This window comes from Microbacterium sp. AISO3 (assembly GCF_002204305.1).
Lineage (GTDB): Bacteria > Actinomycetota > Actinomycetes > Actinomycetales > Microbacteriaceae > Microbacterium > Microbacterium arborescens.
In genome coordinates, this window is sequence record NZ_NHRF01000005.1 from 100,788 (window position 1) to 121,190 (window position 20,403).

At 70.5% G+C, this 20,403-nt stretch carries 19 protein-coding genes and 1 tRNA gene; 11 read left to right on the plus strand and 9 right to left on the minus strand.

All coding sequences use genetic code 11. The features are described from left to right. Window positions 1-55: 55 nt before the first annotated feature. From CBF90_RS09220 to CBF90_RS09230, 3 genes are read left to right on the plus strand one after another with little or no spacing between them, the layout of a single operon-like run. The gene (locus tag CBF90_RS09220; protein WP_023952343.1) at window positions 56-1,669 is read left to right on the plus strand and encodes a xylulokinase; all 1,614 of its coding nucleotides are present in this window, start codon (window positions 56-58) and stop codon (window positions 1,667-1,669) included. A 28-nt stretch (window positions 1,670-1,697) separates the two neighbouring features. Then, a complete protein-coding gene (araA, locus tag CBF90_RS09225) occupies window positions 1,698-3,200 on the plus strand; it encodes an L-arabinose isomerase (protein WP_064956142.1) in 1,503 nt (500 codons plus the stop codon). A 32-nt stretch (window positions 3,201-3,232) separates the two neighbouring features. Then, complete coding sequence (locus tag CBF90_RS09230) at window positions 3,233-4,168, plus strand: aldose 1-epimerase family protein (RefSeq protein WP_237049205.1); 936 nt, start codon at window positions 3,233-3,235, stop codon at window positions 4,166-4,168. A 22-nt stretch (window positions 4,169-4,190) separates the two neighbouring features. Here the strand turns inward: CBF90_RS09230 and CBF90_RS09235 are convergent, their stop codons facing one another. Together CBF90_RS09235 and CBF90_RS09240 are read right to left on the minus strand one after the other, a co-directional pair. Continuing rightward, window positions 4,191-4,736 carry a hypothetical protein gene (locus CBF90_RS09235; protein WP_023952338.1) on the minus strand — a complete coding sequence of 182 codons (546 nt, stop codon included), beginning with the start codon at window positions 4,734-4,736 and terminating at the stop codon, window positions 4,191-4,193. After that, window positions 4,736-5,152: a DUF4383 domain-containing protein gene (locus CBF90_RS09240; RefSeq protein WP_036304665.1), complete on the minus strand. Its 417-nt coding sequence runs from the start codon at window positions 5,150-5,152 to the stop codon at window positions 4,736-4,738. Before CBF90_RS09240 ends, CBF90_RS09235 begins: the two co-directional genes overlap by 1 nt. Window positions 5,153-5,370: 218 nt before the next feature. Here CBF90_RS09240 and CBF90_RS09245 point away from each other — a divergent pair, with 218 nt between their 5' ends. The 4 genes from CBF90_RS09245 (at window position 5,371) to CBF90_RS09260 (ending at window position 7,988) form a co-directional block, all read left to right on the plus strand. Next, window positions 5,371-5,799 carry a YdeI/OmpD-associated family protein gene (locus CBF90_RS09245; protein WP_064956140.1) on the plus strand — a complete coding sequence of 143 codons (429 nt, stop codon included), beginning with the start codon at window positions 5,371-5,373 and terminating at the stop codon, window positions 5,797-5,799. Window positions 5,800-5,843: 44 nt separating this feature from the next. Continuing rightward, complete coding sequence (locus CBF90_RS09250; protein WP_023952332.1) at window positions 5,844-6,461, plus strand: hypothetical protein; 618 nt, start codon at window positions 5,844-5,846, stop codon at window positions 6,459-6,461. A gap of 77 nt (window positions 6,462-6,538) precedes the next feature. After that, window positions 6,539-6,611, plus strand: a tRNA-Arg gene (locus CBF90_RS09255). A 123-nt stretch (window positions 6,612-6,734) separates the two neighbouring features. Continuing rightward, entirely contained in the window at window positions 6,735-7,988 is a 1,254-nt protein-coding gene (locus CBF90_RS09260) for an FAD-binding protein (RefSeq protein WP_088380437.1), read from the plus strand. 9 nt (window positions 7,989-7,997) lie between these two features. On the opposite strand, the gene CBF90_RS09265 is transcribed toward CBF90_RS09260, so the two are convergent. Beyond that, window positions 7,998-9,068 carry an FUSC family protein gene (locus tag CBF90_RS09265; protein WP_023952326.1) on the minus strand — a complete coding sequence of 357 codons (1,071 nt, stop codon included), beginning with the start codon at window positions 9,066-9,068 and terminating at the stop codon, window positions 7,998-8,000. An 89-nt stretch (window positions 9,069-9,157) separates the two neighbouring features. On the opposite strand from CBF90_RS09265, the gene CBF90_RS09270 reads away from it, so the two are divergent. Together CBF90_RS09270 and CBF90_RS09275 are read left to right on the plus strand one after the other, a co-directional pair. After that, complete coding sequence (locus CBF90_RS09270; protein WP_023952324.1) at window positions 9,158-10,570, plus strand: L-serine ammonia-lyase; 1,413 nt, start codon at window positions 9,158-9,160, stop codon at window positions 10,568-10,570. Between the two features lie 150 nt (window positions 10,571-10,720). Further along, window positions 10,721-11,146 carry an Hsp20/alpha crystallin family protein gene (locus tag CBF90_RS09275; RefSeq protein ID WP_064956137.1) on the plus strand — a complete coding sequence of 142 codons (426 nt, stop codon included), beginning with the start codon at window positions 10,721-10,723 and terminating at the stop codon, window positions 11,144-11,146. A gap of 229 nt (window positions 11,147-11,375) precedes the next feature. On the opposite strand, the gene CBF90_RS09280 is transcribed toward CBF90_RS09275, so the two are convergent. Together CBF90_RS09280 and CBF90_RS09285 are read right to left on the minus strand one after the other, a co-directional pair. Continuing rightward, window positions 11,376-12,812 carry an HNH endonuclease signature motif containing protein gene (locus CBF90_RS09280; protein WP_242435642.1) on the minus strand — a complete coding sequence of 479 codons (1,437 nt, stop codon included), beginning with the start codon at window positions 12,810-12,812 and terminating at the stop codon, window positions 11,376-11,378. Window positions 12,813-12,999: 187 nt separating this feature from the next. Next, on the minus strand, window positions 13,000-13,431 hold the full coding sequence (locus tag CBF90_RS09285; protein ID WP_088380438.1) for a MarR family winged helix-turn-helix transcriptional regulator: 432 nt from the start codon (window positions 13,429-13,431) through the stop codon (window positions 13,000-13,002). Window positions 13,432-13,466: 35 nt separating this feature from the next. On the opposite strand from CBF90_RS09285, the gene CBF90_RS09290 reads away from it, so the two are divergent. Both CBF90_RS09290 and CBF90_RS09295 read left to right on the plus strand, forming a co-directional pair. Beyond that, window positions 13,467-15,266 (plus strand): DUF2207 domain-containing protein, encoded by a 1,800-nt coding sequence (locus CBF90_RS09290; protein WP_242435644.1) that lies wholly within the window; start codon window positions 13,467-13,469, stop codon window positions 15,264-15,266. A gap of 286 nt (window positions 15,267-15,552) precedes the next feature. Next, entirely contained in the window at window positions 15,553-15,885 is a 333-nt protein-coding gene (locus CBF90_RS09295; RefSeq protein WP_088380439.1) for a hypothetical protein, read from the plus strand. A gap of 76 nt (window positions 15,886-15,961) precedes the next feature. Here CBF90_RS09295 and CBF90_RS09300 read toward each other — a convergent pair whose 3' ends face one another. The 4 genes from CBF90_RS09300 to CBF90_RS09315 all read right to left on the minus strand — a co-directional run bounded on the left by CBF90_RS09300 (window position 15,962) and on the right by CBF90_RS09315 (window position 20,194). Beyond that, window positions 15,962-17,026: a sodium:calcium antiporter gene (locus CBF90_RS09300; protein ID WP_088380440.1), complete on the minus strand. Its 1,065-nt coding sequence runs from the start codon at window positions 17,024-17,026 to the stop codon at window positions 15,962-15,964. Window positions 17,027-17,119: 93 nt separating this feature from the next. Beyond that, entirely contained in the window at window positions 17,120-18,358 is a 1,239-nt protein-coding gene (locus tag CBF90_RS09305; RefSeq protein WP_036304663.1) for an amidohydrolase, read from the minus strand. Between the two features lie 23 nt (window positions 18,359-18,381). After that, complete coding sequence (locus tag CBF90_RS09310) at window positions 18,382-18,816, minus strand: VOC family protein (RefSeq protein WP_103841198.1); 435 nt, start codon at window positions 18,814-18,816, stop codon at window positions 18,382-18,384. A gap of 355 nt (window positions 18,817-19,171) precedes the next feature. Further along, complete coding sequence (locus tag CBF90_RS09315; protein ID WP_023952314.1) at window positions 19,172-20,194, minus strand: lytic transglycosylase domain-containing protein; 1,023 nt, start codon at window positions 20,192-20,194, stop codon at window positions 19,172-19,174. Window positions 20,195-20,403 lie beyond the last annotated feature (209 nt).

Sequence of the window (20,403 nt, forward strand, 5' to 3'; positions counted from 1 at the left end):
GTGAGGTTGTTACCGGTAACATGTTCACACCGCGGCACGACCAATGGAGGCATCCGTGACCCACACCGCCACGCGCGACCGATCCGCCGAGCGCGACGACATCCTCGCCGGTCGCACGAGCCTGGGCATCGAATTCGGCTCGACCCGCATCAAGGCATGCCTCGTCGGGTCGGACCCGACCCGGGTCCTCGCGACCGGGTCGCACGCGTGGGAGAACCGTTTCGAGGAGCGCCGCTGGACGTATGCCCTCGACGACGTCTGGTCCGGCGTGCAGGCGGCCTACGCCGACCTCGCCGCCGCGATCGAGTCCCAGTACGGCGTCGTGCCCGAGACCTTCGGCGCGATCGGCGTCTCGGCGATGATGCACGGCTATCTCGCGTTCGACGCCCACGACGAGCTGCTCGTGCCGTTCCGCACGTGGCGGAACACGAGCACGGGCGCGGCCGCGGCCGAGCTCACCGAGCTGCTCGGCATCAACATCCCGCTGCGGTGGTCGATCGCCCATCTGCATCAGGCCGTGCTCGACGGCGAGGCGCACGTCGCCGACATCCGTCACATGACGACCCTCGCCGGGTACGTGCACGCGAGCCTGACCGGTGAGAAGGTCCTCGGGGTCGGCGACGCGTCGGGGATGTTCCCGATCGACCCGGTCACCCGTGACTACGACCAGCGCCGCGTCGACCTCTTCGACGCGCACACCGCCGGGCGACTCCCGGCGGATCTCCGCGCCCTGCTGCCGGAGGTCCGTGTCGCAGGTCAAGCCGCAGGCTCCCTCACCGTCGCCGGTGCCGCGCTGCTGGACCCGTCGGGAGCGCTGCGCCCCGGCATCCCGTTCTGCCCGCCCGAGGGCGATGCGGGCACCGGCATGGTCGCCACCGAGGCCGTCGCGCCCCGCACCGGCAACGTCAGTGCCGGCACGAGCATCTTCGCGATGGTCGTGCTCGAGCGCCCGCTGCAGAGCATGCACCACGAGATCGACGTCGTCACGACCCCCGCGGGCGACCTCGTCGCGATGGTCCACTGCAACAACGGGGCCAGCGAGCTCGCGGCCTGGGTGGGCATGTTCGAGCGGTTCGCTGCGGCGTCGGGATCGGCGCTCGACGCCGACGCGGTGTACGACACCCTGTTCCGCGAAGCGCTCACGGGCGACCCCGACGCCGGCGGCCTGCTGGCCTACAACCACCTCGCGGGCGAGCCCATCGCCGGCACTGAGGAGGGTCGTCCGCTGTTCGTGCGCACCCCCGACAGTCGGTTCACGCTCGCCAACGCGATCCGGGCGCAGCTCTACGGCGTGTTCGGCACGCTCGCGCTCGGCATGCGCGTTCTCGACCGCGAGGGGGTGCAGCTCGACCGGATGTTCGCCCATGGCGGCATGTTCCGCACCGCCGGGGTCGCCCAGCGGTTCCTCGCAGCGGCTCTCGGAGCCCCGGTCGCCGTCGGTGACACCGCCTCGGAGGGCGGGGCCTGGGGCATCGCCGTGCTCGCCGACTATCTGCGCCACGGCGACGGCCTCGATCTCGACGCCTACCTCCGCGAGCGCGTCTTCGCGTCGGCGTCGGTCGACGTCGCCGAGCCCGACGCAGCGGATGCCGCCGGCTTCGCCGCCTACCTCGATCGTTACGACGCGGGGCTCGCCGTCGAGCGCGCCGCCGTCGCCGCCTTGTCCTGACCCGTCCGACCTCACCGGAAGAAGAACAATGACCCTCTCCACCTCTCTCGAGCAGTACACCGTCTGGTTCGTGACGGGCAGCCAGAACCTCTACGGCGAGGAGACCCTGCGCCAGGTCGCCGAGCAGTCGCAACAGGTCGTCGCCGGCCTCGCCGGACTGCCGGTCCGCGTCGAATGGAAGCCGGTGCTCAAGGACTCCGAGTCGATCCGCCGACTCGCCCTCGACGCGAACGCCGACGACTCGGTGATCGGCGTCATCGCGTGGATGCACACCTTCAGTCCGGCGAAGATGTGGATCACGGGCCTCGACGCGCTCCGCAAGCCGCTGCTGCACCTGCACACGCAGGCCAACGTCGAGCTGCCGTGGGCCGACATCGACTTCGACTTCATGAACCTCAATCAGGCCGCCCACGGCGACCGCGAGTTCGGCTACATCCAGACCCGCCTCGGCGTCTCGCGCAAGACCGTCGTCGGGCACGTCTCGAACCCCGAGGTCACGCGTCAGATCGAGGACTGGCAGCGCGCCGCGGCCGGGTGGCAGGCCGCCCGCACGCTCAAGCTCGCGCGCTTCGGCGACAACATGCGCTACGTCGCGGTGACCGAGGGCGACAAGACCGAGGCAGAGCTGCAGTTCGGCGTCCAGGTGAACACGTGGGGCGTGAACGAGCTGGCGGATGCCGTCGCCGCCGCCTCCGACGCCGACATCGACGCGCTCGTCGAGGTGTACCTCGCGCAGTACGACGTCGCCGAGGAGCTTCTCCCCGGGGCTGAGCGCCATCAGTCGCTGCGCGACGGCGCGGCGATCGAGATCGGGCTGCGCTCGTTCCTCGAGGCCGGCGGTTTCGGAGCCTTCACGACCTCGTTCGAAGACCTCGGCGAGCTCACGCAGCTGCCGGGCCTCGCCGTGCAGCGCCTCATGGCCGAGGGCTACGGCTTCGGCGCCGAGGGCGACTGGAAGACCGCGATCCTCGTGCGCGTCGCCAACGTGATGGGTGCGGGTCTGCCCGGCGGGGCGAGCCTCATGGAGGACTACACCTACGACCTCGTTCCCGGCTCGGAGCGCATCCTCGGCGCACACATGCTCGAGGTCTCGCCGTCGCTGACGACCGCGAAGCCGCGCCTGGAGATCCACCCCCTCGGCATCGGCGGTAAGGACGACCCCGTGCGCCTGGTCTTCACCGCCGACCCGGGTCCCGCCCTCGTCGTGGCGATGAGCGACATGCGCGACCGCTTCCGCCTGACGGCGAACGTGGTCGAGAACGTCGAGGCTCCCGACCTGCCGAAGCTGCCGGTGGGCCGGGCGATCTGGAAGCCGGCACCCGACTTCGCCACGTCGGCCGCGTGCTGGCTCGCCGCCGGTGCCGCACACCACACCGTCATGACGACGGCCGTCGGCATCGAGGTGTTCCGGGACTTCGCCGAGATCGCCGGCACGGAGCTCGTGGTCATCGACGAGGACACGACGGTGCGAGGATTCCAGAAGGAGCTCCGCTGGAACCAGGCCTACTACCGCCTGGCCCGCGGACTGTGATCTCCGAGAACCAGAACCGAGAGGGGACGCCCGTGGCGGCATCCGGAACGTCGTACGTGCTGCGATTCGGCGACGCTGAGGCGATCGTGGCGAGCGTGGGGGCGTCGCTGCGCTCCTTCCGCGTCGCCGGGCGCGACCTCGTCGTCCCGTACGGCGAAGACGAAGTGCGCCCGGGCTACCGGGGTGCGACCCTCGCCCCGTGGCCGAACCGCGTCGTCGACGGTGAGTACGAGGTGGCGGGCACCCGCTATCGTCTCGCTCTCACCGAGCCGGAGCGCCACCACGCGCTGCACGGGCTGGTGGCCTGGCTCGACTTCGAGCCCGTCGTCGTCGCCGCCGACCACGTGACGCTCGGCGCCACGATCGTCGCGCAGACCGCCTACCCCTGGACCGTCCGCATCGAGACGACCTACCGCCTCGGCGCCGACGGCCTGACGCAGACGGTGCGGGCGACGAACGAGAGCGCGGATGCCGCGCCTTTCGGCACGGGCCCGCACCCGTATCTCGTCGCCGGATCGGCGCCGCTGGACGAGTGGACGCTCGAACTGCCGGCAGCTCGCGTGCTCGAGGTCACCCCCGACCGGCTCTCGCCCGTCGGGCTGGCCGACGTCGCGGACGTCGCGGAGTTCGACTTCCGCGAGCCGCGGACGCTGGGCCCCGTCGAGATCGATCACGCGTTCACGGCGCTCTCGCGCGCCGAGGACGGCATCGCCGCGGTGCGGGTGACCGACCCGTCGGGAACGGGAGTCGCGATCTCGTGGGATGCCGCGTGCCCGTGGGTCCAGGTGCACACGGCCGATCTGCCCGGGGGACCGGCTCAGCCGGGGCACCGCGCGGGTCTGGCGGTCGAGCCGATGACGTGCGCCCCGGATGCCTTCAACGCCGCGCGGTACGACTACGACGCCGGGCTCATCCTCATCGAGCCGGCCGCCACGGTCGAGGCGTCCTGGCGCATCAGCGCGATCTGATCTCGCGGCCGCGCTCGGCGGCTCAGTGGCTGTGCTCGGTGGAGAACAGCGGGTGGTCGGAGTGGCTCGGAGCGTTGCGACCCGCCTCTGTGGCCCCGAGCGCCGGCGTGACGAGTCCGGCCACGATGACGCAACCGGCGACGAGCCCGATGACGCTTGTCCGCGGGGTGGAGCGGGCTTCGGCGGGGGAGGAGCCCGCGGGCGCTGTGCGCGCCCGGCGGACGACAGCCGCTGCGGCCACGCCGTAGGCGACGTGGAGGAGAACGGTCACGCCGACGGCGTGAACGCTGATCCGCATCGGGTCCGCTGCGAGAGCGAGCCCCGATGCGATCGTGCCGGCGACGGCGATGGCCATCGCGACACGGGGAGCGACGAGGCGGCCGCGGGTCAGGGCGGCGACGCCCCAACCGAGGGCGGCCGCCCCGACCGCTACCGCCACGACACCGACGCCGCGATCGGCGGCGCCGGTGCCCTGGGTGATCATGCCCGCGCCCACGCCGAGCTGGAGCAGACCAGCCCCCCACGCGGCGAGCGTGGGCCAGGAGCGGGTGAGCGCGGCGGTGTTCATCAGGCGACGGCGGTGCGGCGGGTGTCGACCGCGCGGTCGGTGCCGAGGCCGACGCCGAGCAGCACGAGGGCGCTGGCGAGGTGGAGGAAGTGGTCGGCGGTGTTCAGGGCGAGCACATTCGCGGCGCTGTCCTGAATGAAGAAGCCGACGATGCCGAGCAGCAGGTAGGCCGCGCCGACGGTGATGTTGACGCCCTTCGCGGCGCGGACGCCGGAAAGGCCGCCGATGAGCAGCGCGGCACCGATCAGGAGGTGCGCGATGTTGTGCAGCGGGTTGACCTCGAAGATGCCGAGCAGCAGGCCACCCTCGGTGGCGATGAAGTCGACGCCCGCGGTCACGGTGAAGCCGAGGAGGCCGACGAGGATGTAGACGGCGCCGAAGATGATCGCCACGAGGCGGTTCGGTGATGTACGCATGAGGGTTCCCTCCCATTGGGCGACGGATGTCGCGGTGCTGCGGTTGTTCGGTGACAGGGGCAGATCGGTTTGCCACTGGGCGGGCCCGGAGCGTCCGATCTTGTGTGTTCGTCGATATCGATGGGGAGTCAGGCCCAGGCCGTGAAGCGAGGCTATGGTCAGCGAGTTCACGGCTCACCCTGCTTGTGTATTCGGGCGCCGCGGTGGTAATGAGAAGCGTGCGATTCGAGACGACGCTGTCCCAGTTCGGAAACAACACCGGCATCGAGGTGCCGTTCTCGATCCTGGATGCGCTCGGTGGCGGTCGTCGCCCCGCCGTCTCGGTCGCCGTCAACGGCTTCGCCTTCCGCAGCACGGTGGGGTCGATGCGGGGGCTTGCGCTCATCCCTTTCTCGGCGGAGCGGCGGCGCGAGAGCGGCCTCGCGGGAGGCGATGCGATCGTCGTCGACATCGAACTCGACGAGGCGCCGCGGGAGGTCGAGGTACCGACCGATCTCGCCGCCGCGCTGACGGACGCCGGCGCGGGGGAAGCGTTCGACCGACTGCCGCCGAGCGCGCGGAAGGCGCATGTCGGGAACGTCGAGTCCGCGAAGGCGCCGGAGACCCGCGCGAGGAGGATCGCGGCGATCATCGCCAAGCTCGGCTGAGGCGCGCGCCCCGTAGGATTGGGGTGAGGTGAGGAGGGGCAGCGTTGGCCACCCGTCAAGCGCGTACCAAGAGCTCGGAGATCGTCGCCGAAGGGCTGTACATCGCCTCCGCGGCGACCCGCCTCGCGCTCAAGAACGCCATCCTCGTCGACATCCTCGCCGACGGGCGCGATTTCGAGGCCGACCGCTTCCTGGACGACGCGCGCGACGCGCTCATCTCTCTCGCGGAGGAGGCCGAGGCCGACGCCGAGCGCACCCATCGCGAACGCAAGGCCGCGAGCGGCCGCTACAGCGACTCGGGCGGGACGCACGACTACCGCAGCCGGGACGTGTCGAATCTGCGTCGACGTCGCAAGCAGTCGCTGCGCATCGCCAAAGAGCTGCGCGAGCGCGCGGCCGACGAGGCGGAGCTGCGCAAGCTCATCGCTGATGCGCGGGAGGCCGCGTGGGCCGAGGTCGCCGGGAACATCGACCGCACGCTTCGCATCGAGGCGGCGCGGCCCGATCTCGAACCCGACTACGAGCGCATGCGCACGGCGCGCATGCAGGCCCTGCGGATGGTCGACCTCCCGCGTCTCCGCTCGCAGCGTCGCAATGTCCAGCGGCAGGCGGTCGAGCGCGATGAGGCCGTGGACTCCGCGGCCGCGCCGGTGATCGACTAGCCGTTCCGCGCTCGATTCGCTCTTTGCGCGAGAGCGGGCTATGCTTGACGACGGCCCGGGAGAGATTCCTAGGCACTGCGCCCGTAGCTCAATGGATAGAGCATCTGACTACGGATCAGAAGGTTAGGGGTTCGAGTCCCTTCGGGCGCACACTGTGTTGAGACAGTGAACGAGAAGCCTCCGCTCTGCGGGGGCTTCTTTGTTTTCCGTTCCACGCCGACGACTTTGTTGTTGTGCTGCACATTCTCAGCGGTCATCGCGTAGCGTGGGGGCGTGACCGAACGGAACTGGGCCGGAACACACACCTTCACCGCCGAAGCTGTACTCGCACCGACGACGATCGACGAGGCTCGACGCATGGTCGCCGCGCACGACCGCATCCGGTCGCTGGGCACACGGCATTCGTTCAACGACCTCGCCGACACGGCCGGCGTCCTGCTCGATCTCACCGGGCTCGACGCCGACATCATCGTCGATGAGGATGCGCGGACCGTGACGGTGGGAGCCGGAACGCGCTATGCCGTCGTCGCTCGGCACCTCGCCGATCACGGCTGGGCGCTGCACAACATGGGTTCACTGCCGCACATCTCCGTCGGTGGTGCGACGGCGACGTCGACGCACGGGTCGGGCGACGGCAACGGGTCGCTCGCGACGGCGGTGCGGGCGCTGGAGTTCATCACTCCGGACGGCGAGCTGCGCACGGTCTCGGCCGGTGACGCCGACTTCGCCGGCAGTGTCGTCCACCTCGGCGCACTCGGGCCGGTCGTCCGGCTGACGCTCGCGATCGAGCCGACCTACCAGGTGCGCCAGGACACCTATGCCGGGCTCACCTGGGACGATCTCTTGAAGCGCTTCGACGAGGTGACGGCGTCGGGCTACAGCGTCAGCGTCTTCACCCGCTGGAAGACGCCGGATGTCGGCGAAGTGTGGATCAAGGAGCGCCTCGACGCCGCGTCGGCCGCCGACATGCCGGAACGCGTGCTGAGCGCTCGGCGCGTCAGGGTCAAGGCGGACTCGCCCGCGGCCGACGGAGTCGACAACACGACCGAGCAGGGCGGCATCCCCGGGGATTGGTGCGAGCGTCTGCCGCACTTCCGCATCGACGCGACCCCGTCCAACGGCGACGAGATCCAGACCGAGTACTGGGTCGACCGTGCGGTGGCCGTCGAGGCGATCGCGGCCGTCCGCTCGATCGCCGACCGGGTCGAGCCCGCCCTTCTCGTGACCGAGCTGCGCACCGTCGCCGCCGATGACCTCTGGCTCTCTCCCGGGTTCGGGCGCGACAGTGTGTGCATCCACTTCACGTGGAAGAACGAACCGGATGCGGTCCGCGAGGCGATCGCGAATGTGGAGCGCGTGCTCGCTCCGTTCGACCCCCGGCCGCACTGGGGCAAGGTCTTCTCGATGCCCATCGGCGATTCGCTCCCGCGTCTCGCTGATTTCCGCGAGCTCGTGGCGCGCGTCGACCCGACCGGTAAGTTCTCGGGTCCGTACCTCGAGCGGGTGCTGGGCATCGCCGCTCGCTGATTCACCGGTTCACGAGAACGGGCGGGATGCCTCGATGATCCGGCTGAGATCGACGGCGGTGCGCGTCCACGGCGAGATGCGACCATCGCCGTCCGCGGGCACCGTTGCGACGACGCGGGCGAGCGCCTTCTCGGCATCCTCGACCGTGGCTGCCGTCGCCGGGTCGCCCAGAGGTCGTGCGACGGCTCGCGCTGTGGCCCGTACGGCCTCGGCGAGCTCGGCGCGCAGCGGCGCGGCGTCGGGGGTGAGGGGGAGGCCGTCGATGCCGTCGCCGAGCTCGATCGTCTGGCGCACAGTGTTCTCGAGCGCTCTCAAGCGACGGTCGTTCTCGGCCTCGATGCCGCGGCGGCGCCGAGCGAGCGGATGGGCTTTGCGGCTGCGGGCGGCCTCGCGCACGTCGGCCGAGACGGCGTCGAGGATCTCTCCGAGGTAGCGCTGGCCCGCCGAATCGGCGGGTTCGCCGGCGGCGACCGAGGTCGCCAGCATCTCGAGCCGGTCCGAGACCGCGTCGCGCAGCTGCGACAGGCGGGTGGAGGCCCGCCGGAGGTACAGGGGTGGGACGAGCGCGAGGTTGACGGCCACCCCGATGAGCACGCCGAACGCCATCGTCACGAGGTACGACACCGAGAAGCCGCCGGCGTCGTTCGCGCCCAGCAGCAGAACGAACAGCGCCGCGATGGCGATCCAGTCTCGGCCGGTGCCGAGAGCTCGGATGCCGCCGACGGCGACGCCCGCGGCGACGACGATCGCCACGCCGACGATCCGCGGGCTGGGTCCGGAGACGATCCACAGTCCCGCGAGGCCGATCGCGATGCCGATGGCCAGGCCTCCCAGCGCTTGCAGGCCCGCCTTGGCGGAGTCGGCGATCGTCGGGTACATGCTCACGAGCACGCCGAGCGGTGCGTAGTAGGAGTACTCGTCGTGCGCGAACGGCACATACGGCGCGAGGTACCAGGCGATCGCGGCGGCGAGGGCCGCCTTGCCGGCGAGCAGTAGGCGCGAGACCGCGAAGGCCTCGCCACCCGCGGTGCGCGCGGCTGCCTTGAGCGATGCCAGACGGGGGTGGGATGGGGTGGTCATCGGTCGCGACGATAGGCGCGTGGCGTATCCGTCGGCAGGCCCTTGACGTGGCCCGGTGCGTACGGCAGATGCTGGCGTAGCCTGGAGGTGTGAGCGCTTACGTCTCGGCGTTCGAGCTGTTCTCCATCGGTGTAGGACCCTCGAGCTCCCACACGGTCGGCCCGTTGCGCGCCGCCCGAGCTTTCGCCGTCGGGCTCGAGGCCGCCGGCAGGCTGCCCGAGGTCGTGCGCGTCGGTTGCGTGCTGTACGGGTCGCTCGGAGCGACCGGCATCGGGCACGGCACTCCCGACGCGGTGGTCGCGGGGTTGCAGGGCCACGCGCCCGAGACGGTCGATCCCGATGCGGTCCGCGCGGCGTGGACGAGCTGGACGGACGGCTCACCTCTGCTGCTCGCAGGCCGGCATCCGGTGCCGTTCTCGCGAGGCGATGTGACCTTCGAGCCGCGGACGCGACTGCCGGAGCATCCGAACGCGATGACGCTGAGCGCGTGGGATGCCGCCGGCCATCTCGTCGCGTCGGACACGTATCTCTCGGTCGGGGGTGGCTTCATCCGCCGGGCGGGGGCAGACGCCGCTCCGCGGGGAGCGGGAGGCGGACCGAGCAGCGATGTCGCGTGGCCGTACCGGTTCAGCACGGCGGCCGAGCTGCTCGAGCTGTGCGAGCGCGACGGGGTGAGCATCGCCGGGCTCGCGCGCCGCAACGAGGAGGCGCTTCGGCCCGAGGCTGAGGTCGCCGCGGGGCTCGACGCGATCTGGGATGCGATGTCGGGGTGCGTCGATGCGGGCTTGCGTGCCGAGGGCACGTTGCCCGGGATGCTGCGCGTGCGGCGGCGCGCGGGTGCGATGCGCGCGCAGCTCGAGGCGGCCGAAGCCGCGGGTGGACGGGAGCTCCCGGGGGAGTGGCTGGGTGCGTTCGCGCTCGCCGTCAACGAGGAGAACGCGTCGGGCGGACGCGTCGTCACCGCGCCCACCAACGGGGCCGCGGGGATTGTTCCTGCGGTGGCGATGTACTGGTGGCGGTTCGCGGCGGAGTCGCGCCTGGCCTCGGAGGATCTCGACCGTCGGCGCGGGATTCGGCGGTTCCTGTTGACCGCGACGGCGCTCGGCTCGCTCTTCAAGGCCAACGCCTCGATCTCGGGTGCGGAGGGCGGGTGTCAGGCCGAGGTCGGGTCCGCGTGCGCGATGGCGGCCGGGGGCCTGACGGCGGTCATGGGTGGCAGCAACGCGCAGATCGAGAACGCGGCGGAGATCGCGATGGAGCACCACCTCGGGCTCACGTGCGACCCGGTCGGCGGTCTCGTGCAGATCCCGTGCATCGAACGCAACGCGATCGCCGCGTCGACGGCGGTCACCGCTGCGCGCCTCGCGCTGCGGGGCGACGGGCAGCACTACGTCTCGCTGGATGCCGTCGTCGAGACGATGCGGCAGACGGGGATCGACATGTCGCACAAGTACAAGGAGACGAGCGAGGGCGGGCTCGCCGTCAACGTCGTCGAGTGCTGAGAGGCCCTTCCGCGCCCCGTCTCCGGGGCGCTGTTCGCCGTGCGAGAACCCTTGGCACTCGATGGGGGAGAGTGCTAATCTGAATGCAGTTGAGCCGACAGGGCTCAACTTCCAGATCTCAACATGAAGCATCAGAGAAGGGAAAGATCGATGGCTACTTACGACCCGTTCCGCGACCTCGACCGCATTGCCTCGAGCCTCTTCGACACGCGCCGCGGCCCCCGTCGCATGCCGATGGACCTCTACCGTGACGGCGACCACTACGTGATGACCGCCGACCTGCCGGGCATCGACCCGGGCTCGGTCGACATCGACGTCGACGGCCAGCTGTTGACCATCCGCGCCGAGCGCACGCTCGCGAGCGGTGACGGAGTGAAGTGGATCACGCGCGAGCGTGAAGCCGCGAGCTTCCTGCGCCAGCTGAACCTCGGCCAGGGCGTCGACACGGAGGGCATCGCCGCGACGTACAACAACGGCGTCCTCACCGTCACCATCCCGGTCAGCGAGAAGGCCAAGCCGCGCAAGGTCGAGGTCACGACCGACGCAGCCGCGCCGGTGGTGCCGATCGAGAACTGATCGCGCAGATCCGCGTTCGCACGACGGGCGGCCGCAGCTCCCTCGGGGGCGGCGGCCGCCCTTCGCGTGCGGGGCGGTGCCGAATGCGTCGCGGATGCGCGGATGCGCGGATGCGCGGATGCGCGGATGCGCCGATGCGTCGCGGCTGAGCCGATGCGTCACCGATGACCAACGGCGCGCGAGTCCGTCGTGCCCGGCCTCGGAACGTGCGCGGGCACACGCCCCGAACTCAGAACGGTGGAGATTCGTCCGTCGGTGGCCCGCCGCTTCCGGCATCCCGTGGCGGGCTCGCGGTGTCGATGGTGAAGCAGACGGCCGGTATGGGGACGTCTTCGCGGTAGGTCCTGCCGAGGGGTGAGGTCCATTCGAGAACCCCGCCTCCGATCTGTCTGACCTCCCACTTGGTGAACTGCTTCATCGAGTGGTGTCTTTGGCAGAGGTGGGCGAGGTTGAAGATGTGGGTGTGCCCGCCAAGGGCGTAATCGATCGTGTGGTCGATCTCGCACCGGATCGCGGCGCGCCGGCATCCGGGGAACCGGCAGTGCTGGTCCCGCACCATCAGGAGTTTCTTCATCGATGCGGTGGGCCGATAGGTGTCGATCTCGACCGGTGTGCGGATGACCGGGTCGATGAAGAGCCGGTCCCATTCGCTGACCTGCCCGGCGAGTCGTCGGACGGTGTCGGCATCGACGAGCCCGGCCCCGACGGCTTCGGCGGGGTTCTCGTCCTTGCCCATCAGTGTCCCCGCGGCGACGGCGACTTGCACGCGTGCCCGGATCGCCCCCAGCCCACCGGCCCGGTCGGTCCCGTAGGTCGGGTCGACCACGGGCGCGCCGCCGAGAACGAGGTCGCCCAGGATGTCCGCGCGCAGCTGGTCCATCGTCCGGGTATCGGCGGGCTCGCCCGCTTCTGCGGCATCCGCCGCCGAACTCTCCCCGGCATCCGCGCCGGCGCCCCGGCCAGCGGCATCCGCCCCGCCCGCCCCGGCACCGCCAGTGCCCGCGACCCGGGCGTCCTTCACCGACTGTCCCATCTGCGTGAGCCGGTCGAGCATCCCCGCCGCGATCACCGTGGGCAGACTGGCGACGAGGTTCGACATTCCGTCGGTTCCGTGGAACACGCGCACGCACCGTTCCGCGACCGCGGTCTTGTGCCGCTCTGTGAACGTCTGCGTATGCAACCGGGCCGCCAGGGTCTCCAGCGCACCCCGCACGCGGGAGGGCACATCCCGCTCACACACCCCGATCGCGGCCTCCGCGAACGAATCCCGCATCGCAGCCGGCACCCCCGCGCCGACGCGCACCACCAGATCCACGTGTCCGCGTTCGATCCGCCGCTGCACCCACGCGTCGAACACAGTGGGGTAGTCGTCGATGACCGTCATCGCGTGGTCGATCTCACCCTGCAGCCGGCGGTCGGTCAGCCGGGCCATCCCGGCCGCTTCGGCTGCCACCGACCGCAGCTCCATATCCGACGCCATGCCGCGCACGCCGTCGCGGCGCGCGTTGTGCAGGGCGGCGTGGCCCAGATCGGCCAGCGCCCGAGTGCGGGCGATGTCAGCGGCGTGAGAGAGGTCGAGCGCCTCCGCGTACCGCGAGAGAGCGAGCGCCTGCGACGGTGTGGGGGCCTCGCGTCCCACTTCGCCACCCACGCCATTCGCTGTCATGTTCCCATGGTGCCAGCAAGGTACGACATGTGAGTCGAATCTATGTTCGGTTAAAGAATGTCGGGTCACCGTCCCGCCTGGGGAGGAATCGACACCGCACGACGCCCCACGACACCGCACGACGCCCCACGACACCGCGCGACGCCCCACGACACCGCGGGACGCCGCCCGACCGCTCCGCCGGGCGTCAGGGCAGGCGGCGCAGCTTCGTCGTCAGCTGCTCGAGCTGCTCCAGCTCCTCGGTCGACAGCACCGACATCCGCTCGGCGATGGAGCGACCGTGGGCCGCAGCGAGCCGGCGGAAGGCTGAGACGCCCTCCGGGGTCGCCGTGAGCATTGCGCCGCGCCCATCCGTGGGGTCACCGCACTTGGTGATGAGGCCGCGCGAGACCATCCGGTCGACCAGGCGCGACACGCTCGGCTGGCTGATGAGCATGTTGGCTGTGACATCGCGCAGCCGTGCCCGATGACCGGTGCCGCGCACGACCGTGAGAAGGACGTCGTACTCGGCTTGCGTGAGCTCATCGCCGGCGAAGTCGTTGCTGATGTCGTCGAAGATCTCGTGCTGCGCGCGGAACAGGCTCTCCCACGCTGCCACGGCACGACGACGATCGCTCATGGCGACAACTTTACTGCCCGCCTAAGCTGGTCGGCATGATGCGTCGCACCCGGGCGGCACTCGCGGTCGTGGTCCTCATGCTGATCACAGGCCTTTTCGGACTGACGGCCCCCGCCGCGGCATCCGAAGACGAATCCGCCGATGTCGACGCGTTCGTCTTCGATTCGCTTTCCGTCGATTACACCCTCACCCGCGACGAGGACGGCACGGCGCGGATGCGGGTCGTCGAGACCTTCGTCGCCGAGTTCCCCGAGTCGGATCAGAACCGCGGCATGCGCCGTCTTCTGCCCGAGACCTACAACGGGCAGCCGCTGCATCCGCAGCTCATCTCCGTCACCGACGAGAACGGGCAGGCCCGTCCCGTCGACACCGACAGCGAGGACGGCACGCTCGGCATCCTGACGCGCGAGCCCGGGTACCTGCACGGGCGGAACACCTTCGTCTTCACCTACGACCTCGAAAACGTCGTGTGGGACTTCGCGGACACCGGGCTGGAGTTCTACTGGGACGTCAACGGCATCGACTGGAATCAGCCGTTCCGTGAGGTGACCGCGACGCTGCACATCGATCCCGTCCTCGCGGCCTCGCTCGCGGGGCGTCAGGCCTGCTACATCGGCGAGCAGGACAGCACGACTCCGTGTCCCGAGATCATCGCCTCACCGGACGGAACCACGATCACCGCCTCGGCGACCGACCTCGCACCGCACGAGACGCTCAGCTTCGCCGTCGGGTTCGACGAGGGCGCGTTCGAGGTATACGACACCGGGTTCCTGGCTTCGCCTCTGGGGTGGCTTCAGTCCGGGGCAGCGGTGCTCCTCGCCGGTGCCACCGGCTGGGCGCTGCGGAACCGCCGCCGGTACCTCCGCGACGATCCGGGGCGTCCGACGGTCATCGCGGAGTATGCACCGCCGCGCCGCATCGACGCACTCGATGCGGCGGTGCTGCTGCAGAAGACCTCGAAGGCGATTCCGGCCGAGATCCTCGAGCTCGCGCTCCTCGGTTCCATCCGCATCGTCGACGACGGCCACCGCCGCTGGGGGCGCGCGAAGCTGCAGGCGGAGCTCGTCGATCCCCGGGCCGCCGACGAGAACGGGCGCAGACTCCTGCGCGGCATGTTCCCGAATCACCGACGCGGTGAGGTCTACCGTTTCGGGACCTCCGACACGCGGCTGTCGTCCGAGTCCCAGCGGGCGCTGAAGATGGCGAAGGACAGCCTCCGCGGGCGCGACATGTACAAGCCGGTGCCGAGGGGAGTGCGCGGCTGGCCCGTCGCCGCCTGGGCGATCGCGGCGGGACTGGTGATCCTGTTCGGGGCGCTCGCGCTGAACGCATACGTCCACCCGGCGCTGCCCATCATCGGCATCGTGCTGGCGGGGGCGTCGTTCATCGTGGTCGTGTTCGCGGTCGCCGGCGATCCGTTGTCGGCCGCGGGCGCGGAGGTCCGTGATCACCTGCTCGGGCTCGACCTCTTCATCCGGTGGGCCGAGGCCGACCGCATCCGGATGCTGCAGTCGCCGACGGGCGCCGAGCGCGAACCGGTCGCGACGGACGACCCCCGCGAGGTCCTGCGGATCTACGAGCGTCTGCTGCCGTACGCCGTGCTGTTCGGCCGCGAGAAGGAGTGGGCCGAGCACCTGACGGCGGCCTACGCCGCAGCGGGTGTGAGTGCGCCGATCTGGTACTCCGGCTCGGGTGCCTTCGACGCCTCGTCCTTCTCCGCGGGCATCGGCACGCTCTCGTCGGCCGCGTCCTCGTCGTCGTCGACGTCGGGTGGCTCCAGCGGCGGCGGATCGGCCGGCGGGGGAGGCGGCGGAGGTGGTGGCGGCGGCGCCTGAGCGCTCGTCATCCGCGGCCGGCGCGCGACCCACGGACGCAGTTGAGGGCCCGACCGAAGAGGCATTCGGTCGGGCCCTCGTCCCTTTGCACCAAGAGTTTCCTGCAATCACATGCCGGTGGCTGCCACAGCAAAACAGCTACCGTGCGAGCACTCTATAACGACGAGGTAACGACGAGCAAGGGTTTTCCGTTATCTCTTCGTAATCATCGGAAACGCCGAGGCGCCACCTCGGCGGCATCCGGTTTTCGGCCTTCGCAGTGCCGCGGGTCTGTCAGGATGAGCGCGTGCACGCCCACGGCCGAGACACCGCCAGCGGACCCTTCGTGGTCACGCTCGTCGTCGACCTGCCGATCGCGAAGCCCGACGCCCTCGAGACGATCGCGTTCGTGTCGGATGGCGTCATCGAGAACGCAGGCACCGCCTTCCCGCGCGTGGGATTGGGGCGGGATGTGTGGGCCGAGGTGCAGATCCCCAAGTTCGCCGACCCGCCCCCGCTGGCGGTCGACGTGTGCTCGGACGTGTCATGGGATGTCGCGGCGACCGAGGCCGCGCGACTGGCCGATGCCCTCCGGCGGGTCGGATGGTCGGTGCGGTCGCCCCGATCGGACGAGGTCTGACCCGCTCACCCCGGCTGTGGGCTCACCCCGAGGCTGCGAGCTCACCCCGCGACTGCGGGCTCACCCCGCGGCCGGATCACCCCGCGACGGCGAAGAGCCCTGCCACCCCGGCAGCGTAGAGGACGAGCACGACCAGTGAATCGACGCCCATCCCGGCCACGCGCTTCGCGGGCCGGAAGATGAGTCCGACGACGTAGACGAGCGTCAGCAGCGCGGCCAGCGCGGTGAGGTAGATGTCAGCTCCATTCGCCTGCGGCAGCACGGCCCGCCCCGAGATCAGGGTGGCCACGAGGAACAGCACGGGCAGGAACGCATTGCCGCCGAAGATGTCGCTCATCGCGAGATTGTCATCGCCCTGGCGGATGGCCTGCAGCCCCGTGGAGATCTCCGGCAGCGCGGTCGCCAGTGCGAGGACGGTCGCTCCGAACAGGACCCCCGACAGGCCGATCTCGTCGGCGATGGCGTCGCCGACCCGTTCGAGCACGACACCGGCTCCGAGCGTCGCGAGCGCCGAGACGGCGAAGATCGCGACGACCGCGCGGGTGCGCATCGCGTGATGCGGATGCTGCGGCTTCGCGCGCCGGTGCCCCGGCCGGTGCTCGCTCGCACCGGGCGATGTGCCGTTCTCATGCCAGGGAAGGTGCTTCCCGGCGCGCTGCACGAGGAAGAGCCCCGCGAGCCACAGCGCCGCGATGAGCACGACGTCGGGGGTGAGGCGGGCCACGACGAGATCACCGGGTAGCTGGCTCCCCGCCATGACGACGGCGAGCACGGCGACCACGATCACGGCCTCGAGCACGAGGACGAGGGATGCTGCGCGATAGGTCAGCGGTCTGACCCCGTGCCCGCGCTTGCCGAACAGGTCGAGGATCACCAGCACCACGGTCTGCAGGGCGATGCCGCCGAGGATGTTGCCCACGGCGACCTCGAGATTGCCCGAGACGGCGGCGCTGACCGTGATGGCGATCTCGGGGAGGTTGGTCGCCACGGCAAGCACGATCAGTCCGCCGAACGCGCTGCCGATGTGCCAGCGCGCGTCGAGGACGTCGGTCGACTTCGAGAGCTGGATGCCGGCGACCCACACGACGGCGGCGGCAGCGGCGAACACCAGGAGGAGCAGCCAGAGGGGCAGGTTCGACATCCCCTCAGTGCACACCCGATCAGGCGTGTGCGTGTACCGCTTGCGTTCGCCCCCGGAACCGGCTCAGGACCCGGGACCGGTTCCGGATCCGGCTCAGCGGAGCCAGCTCGACCGGCCGAACCGCTCCCACCGCTCGACGATGTGCACGTCGCCGTCGTCGGTCGTCTCGAGCACCGTGGTTCCGCCGATGACCACGTGCTCGACGCGCGACTCCACGGCGAGCGGGTCGCCCGACCACAGAACGAGGTCGCCGTCGCGGCCGGCCTCGAGGGCGCCGACGCGGTCGTCGAGGCGCAGGATGCTGGCGGGGTTGGTGGTCAGCGCCTGCAGCGCGACATCCGCCGGGAGTCCCTCGCGCACCGCGAGGATCGCCTGCAGCCGGATCTGGTCGATCGGCACCACGGGGTGATCGGTCGTGATCGCGACCGTGACGCCCGCCGCGGCGATGAGGGCGAGAGCACCGATCGCCCGGTCGCGCAGCTCGACCTTCGAGCGCGAGGTGAGCATGGGCCCGAAGATGACGGGGATGCCCTTCTCGGCCAGGACGTCGGCGATCTTGTGCCCCTCGGTGCCGTGGTTCACGACGAGCCGGTAACCGAACTCCTCGGCCAGACGGATCGCGGTGACGATGTCGTCGTGCCGGTGGCTGTGCTGGTCCCACAGCAGCGTGCCGTCGAGCACCTCGGCGAGCGTCTCCTTGCCGAGATCGCGCTCGAACGGCTCGCCCTTGGCTGCCGCGGCATCCCGCTTGGCGACGTAGTTCTGTGCGCCGACGAAGGCGTCTCGCAGGACGGAGGCGACGCCCAGCCGGGTGGAGGGGGTCTGCTTCTTGTCGCCGTACACGCGCTTGGGGTTCTCGCCGAGGGCCGACTTCACCGACACGTTCTCGGCGATCACCTGCTCGTCGACGGTGCGTCCCCCCCAGGTCTTAATGGCGACGGTGCGCCCGCCGATCGGGTTGCCCGAACCCGGCTTGATGACGACGGAGGTGACACCGCCGCGCAGTGCGTCGCGGAACCCGACCTCGTCGATATCGATGCCGTCGAGCGCGCGGAAGCGGGCGCCGTTGGGGTCGGTCATCTCGTTGGTGTCGTTGCCCGACCATCCCTCGCCGTCCTCGTGGACGCCGAGGTGGCCGTGGGCCTCGACGAACCCGGGCAGGACCCAGCGTCCCGCGGCATCCACGACCTCCGCGCCCTCGGGAACGGGCGTCTCGGCGCCGCCCACGGCGGTGATCACGCCATCGGTGACGATCACCGTCCCGCCCTCGATGGCGGGTGCGGACACGGGGACGATGCGGCCGTTCACGACGGCGAGGATGCGGGGGGCCATGTCTCCGACCCTATGCCGGACGATCACTGGAGGCAGAACTCGTTGCCCTCGGGGTCTCGCATCTGCCAATACCGCTCGGGCCACGCACCCCACTGCTGTTCCACCAGCCGGACGACACTCGCCCCCAGCGCGACCAGGCGATCCTTCTCGGCATCCAGAGCCTCGGCCGTTGCGCGGCGAGCACCGTCGGCCGGTGCGACCGACACGTCGATATGCAGGCGGTTGCGCCCCCGCTTCGCGCCGTCAGCGTGGTGGAAGTACAGGCGAGGCCCGCGGCCCTCGGGATCTTCCGCGAGCCCTCGGCGGTCGAGGTCGTCATCGGTCAGGCCGGCATCGAGCTGTTGTCGGCGCATGTCGTCGGGCCAGTCGAGGCGCGGATAGCCGAAGACATCGGCCCAGAAATGCGAGAGCGCGCGTGGGTTGTCTGCGTAGAAGGTGATGTTGCCGAGCGTGTTCATGGTGACCTCCTCGTCGCGACCGACGGTACCCCCGACCACCGACACGGGGCGAGTACACCCGGCGTCGCGGCGAGGCAACGGGGCTGACCGCGGTGAGGCGTCGCCGTATCGTGAGCGGTTCACGAACTACAGGGAGGAACCACTATGAGCCTCAATGGGAACGTGCCCTTCGTCGCACCGGGTGAGATGCCCATCGACCCGATCGAGGAAGCCCCGACACTCGAGCCCACGGCCGAAGACCCGGTCGACGAGGACTGACCCGGCATCCCGAGCCCGCACACGGCGAAAGCGCACGTCCGCACGGTATCCGCGTGAGCGGACCGTGCGAACGTGCGCTTTCGTGAACTGGCAGAGATCAGTACCAGCCGGTCGACTGCGAGTGGCCCCATGCGCCGCAGGGCGAGCCGTAGCGGCCGGAGATGTAGCCGAGGCCCCAGCGAACCTGGGTGACGGCGCTGGTCTGCCAGTCGCCACCGGCCGAAGCCATCTTGCTGCCGGGAAGCGCCTGCGGGATGCCGTATGCACCGCTGCCGCTGTTGTAGGCCTGGTAGTTCCAGCCCGACTCCTTGTTCCACAGCGAGACGAGGCACGAGAACTGGTCCTGGCCCCAGCCGAACTCGCCGAGCATGTTGCTCGCGGCCTGCTGCGCGGCGCCGGGGGAGTTGTCTCCGGTCGAGGCGACGGCCGAAGCGGCGGGGGCGGACGACGACGAGGACGACGAGCGCGAGCTGTTCGAACGCTGCGCGGCAGCGGCCGCAGCGGCTTCCTCCTCGGCCTTCGCCTTCGCGGCTGCCTCGGCGGCCGCAGCCTCTTCGGCGGCGATCCGCGCGGCTTCCTCTTCGGCGGCCTTCTGCGCCTGAGCGGCCTCGAGGCGTCCGCGGAGGTCGGCCGTCTCGGCCTGCACGTCGTCGGTCGCGTCGGTCAGCTTGTCGGTCAGGTCGGGCAGGAGCAGCGTCGGGATGACGTCGGTGTCCTTCAGGCCCGCGATGCGCTCGCGCAGCTGCGACGTGTCGATCGTCGTGTCGCCCTCGATGGGGAGCGCCGCCGCCGACACATCGCCGGTCACCGTGGCGGCGTCCACGACGGATGCCTCGGCCGCGGCGACGGCGTCGCTCGTGGCCTGCTCGATCGCGCTCAGCGGCTTCGAGGTCGAGGTGGCCGCGGCGGTGACGAGCGCGGCGCGCTGCATGACGGGAGCGGGACCCGATGCCGTGGGCAGTGCGGCAGAGGCCGTCGTTCCCACCACCGCGGTCAGGCCCAGGGCCAGCCCGAGAGTGAGGGCAGCGGGGCGGACGAAGCGGCGGGATGCCGAGCTGGAGGCGGAGGTGGTGGAACGCCGCAGGTCGCGGCGGGTGGGCTGGCTTGACGAAGAAGTCATGCGAACAGGGGCGGTCCTTCGATGTTTGCGGGCACCGCGGCAGGCGGCGGGCGTCTCGGGCGGACGCACAAAACTCCCCGAGTCTGCGGGGTGAGTCTGGACGAGTCCCGGACAGGCCCTGGACGTAACCTGAGAGCGGAGGCGGGCCGACCCGGTGGCCCAGCGGGTTAATCTGGCCGGAACGACGGGCCGTTTCGGCCGTCCGATCG